Source organism: Bradyrhizobium sp. P2_E8 (assembly GCF_056403875.1).
Genome location: NZ_JBFUES010000914.1, coordinates 1 through 3,004, shown reverse-complemented (window position 1 = coordinate 3,004; position 3,004 = coordinate 1). Strand labels below are relative to the sequence as shown.

Here is a 3,004-nt window from a genome sequence, read left to right as displayed (position 1 = left end):
CGCCGGCACGGTGACGCAGATCCTGGTCGAGGACGGCCAGCCGGTCGAGTTCGGTGAGCCGCTCGTCATCATTGAGTAATGGCCAGGGCAGCTCAGCTGCCCCCATCGCATTTCGCGCGCCAGTCCCTTAAGGACACCATGTTCGACAAGATCCTCATAGCCAATCGCGGCGAGATCGCCCTTCGCATCCTCAGGGCCTGCAAGGAGCTCGGGATCGCGACCGTCGCCGTGCACTCCACCGCCGACGCCGACGCCATGCATGTGCGCCTGTCGGATGAGAGCGTGTGCATCGGACCGCCGCCGTCCAAGGACAGCTATCTCAACGTGCCCGCGCTGCTCGCGGCCTGCGAGATCACCGGGGCGGACGCCGTCCATCCCGGCTACGGCTTCCTGTCCGAGAATGCGCGCTTCGCGGAAATCCTTTCCGAGCACAATCTGCATTTCATCGGCCCCAAGGCCGAGCACATCCGCCTGATGGGCGACAAGATCGAGGCCAAGAAGACCGCCAAGAAGCTCGGCATCCCCGTGGTGCCCGGCTCCGACGGCGCGGTCGGTCCTGACGACGATGCGCTGGCGATCGCCAGGAAGATCGGCTTCCCGGTGCTGGTGAAGGCAGCGGCGGGCGGCGGTGGCCGCGGCATGAAGGTCGCGCACAGCGAGGCCGACCTCCTGATGGCGCTGTCGACGGCGGCGAACGAAGCCAAATCGGCCTTTGGCGATGCGTCCGTCTACCTCGAAAAATATCTCCAGAAGCCACGCCATATCGAGATCCAGATCCTCGGCGACGGCCGCGGCGGCGCGATCCATCTCGGCGAACGCGACTGCTCGCTGCAACGCCGCCACCAGAAGGTCTGGGAGGAAGGCCCCTCGCCCGTCCTCTCCGCCGCCGCGCGCGCCAAGATCGGCGAGACCTGTGCGAAGGCGATGCGCGAGATGAAATATCTCGGCGTCGGCACCATCGAGTTCCTGTTCGAGGACGGCGAGTTCTACTTCATCGAGATGAACACCCGCATCCAGGTCGAGCATCCCGTCACCGAGAGCATCACCGACATCGACCTCGTGCTGGAGCAGATCCGCATCGCCGCCGGCGGCGAGCTGCCGGCGAAGCAGGAGGAAGTCCAGGTCATCGGCCACGCGATCGAATGCCGCATCAACRCCGAAAATCCGGAGACCTTCCGCCCCTCGCCGGGCCGCATCCTGCAATACCATCAGCCCGGGGGCCTCGGCGTCCGGATCGATTCCGCCGTGTATCAGGGCTACACGATCCCGCCCTATTACGACTCCCTCGTCGGCAAGCTGATCGTGCATGGCAAGACGCGCGCCGAATGCCTGATGCGGCTGCGCCGGGCGCTGGACGAGATGGTGGTCGAAGGCATCGAGACCACGCTGCCGCTGTTCCGCGCGCTGGTGCGCGAGGACGACATCATCAACGGCGACTACCACATCCACTGGCTGGAACAGTACCTGGCCGGCAAGGCGGAACCCGCTGCGAAATAGCTCCCCGCCCCGTGGAACCCTTTCGCCCCAATCGCGTTTTGGACGGTTGGGGCAGTTCCGAGGGGCGTTTTGAACTCCACTGGCGCAACAGGGCGAAACCGTCGTGACGGCTGAGGCGCAGCGGCGGCGCGCATTTTGGCAGATCCTGCTGATCGCGGCGGGGCTCCTGGTGCTGACCGTGATCAGCGCCGGCTCGGTCTATCTCGTCAACAAGGCGCGGGAAGAGAGCAAATGGGTCGTCCACACCATCGAGGTGGAAAACCAGATCAACGCCCTGCTGCTCGAAGTCCGACGCGCCGAGAGCAGCGCCCGCGGCTTTCTCCTGACGCAGGGCCCGGATTTCCAATCGGATCACGAGAAGGCCGTCGCAGCGATCAATCCGGCGCTCGCCAAGCTCACGCGCCAGATCGGCGACGATCCGGCGCAACGCGATAGCATCGAGAAGCTCAGCGCGGCGATCGAGACCCGGCTCGACCAGTTCTCGCGCGAGATGGACTTCGTCAAGCAGGGTCAACCCGACAAGGCCGCGGCGCTCATCCGCGAGGCCGCCGCCGGCAACACCACGACCACGATCAGCAACCAGGCCAACGCGATGATCCGCGAAGAGGAACGGCTGTTCCGGATCCGCACCGCCAACTCCGACCGGAGCCAGACGCTGGCCGCCTCGATGACCGGCATCGGCTCCGGCCTCGTCGTGCTGCTGGCGCTGGTCTCGACCTGGCTGGTGCGGCGCTCGGCCCGCGCCCGTGACGAGGCCGAGGCGCGCCTGCGCGACGCCAACGTCAACCTGGAGACCATCGTCGACGAGCGCACGGCGGACCTGCGCGAGGCCAACGATGAGATTCAGCGCTTTGCCTATATCGTCAGCCACGATCTGCGCTCGCCACTCGTCAACATCATGGGCTTCACCAGCGAGCTCGAAGAACTCGGCAGCGACATCTTCCGCCGCATCAGCAGCCTCGCCCATGTCCCTGCCGACGGACCACCGCTGGCACCTGGCTCTTCCGGCGAGATCGCGCTCGAAGGCCCCGACAAGCAGCTCTCAACGGACTTTTCCGAGGCGCTCGACTTCATCAAGTCGTCGATCGCCAAGATGGACCGGCTGATCTCGGCGATCCTCAACCTCACCCGCGAGGGCCGGCGCGAATTCCAGCCGGAGAAGATCGACATCCGTGAATTCGTCGAGGCCATCGTGTCGACGCTGGCGCATCAGGCTGTGGAAGCGCAGGCCGAGATTCACGTCGGGTCCCTGCCCAATATCGTCAGCGACCGCCTTGCCCTGGAGCAGATATTCTCCAATCTGATCGACAACGCGATCAAATATCTCAAGAGCGGGGTGCCCGGAGAGATCAGAATTCGCGGGCGCACCAAGCTCGGCTACGCTATCTTCGAGATCAGTGACAACGGCCGCGGCATCGATCCAAAGGATCATCAGCGGATATTCGACCTGTTCCGGCGCGCGGGAACCCAGGACAAGCCGGGACAGGGTATAGGTCTTGCACATGTG

General features: G+C 65.0%; 3 protein-coding genes. All 3 read left to right on the top strand.

Annotated elements, in window-relative coordinates:
* Positions 1–79 (top strand): biotin/lipoyl-containing protein (locus AC1D00_RS34195; RefSeq protein WP_477013709.1); only part of this gene is annotated, 79 nt, incomplete at its 5' end.
* Between the two features lie 59 nt (positions 80–138).
* Complete coding sequence (gene accC / locus AC1D00_RS34190; protein ID WP_477013708.1) at positions 139–1,497, top strand: acetyl-CoA carboxylase biotin carboxylase subunit; 1,359 nt, start codon at positions 139–141, stop codon at positions 1,495–1,497.
* Between the two features lie 103 nt (positions 1,498–1,600).
* Positions 1,601–3,004: sensor histidine kinase (locus AC1D00_RS34185; RefSeq protein WP_477013707.1), on the top strand; the 1,404-nt coding region annotated here is incomplete at its 3' end.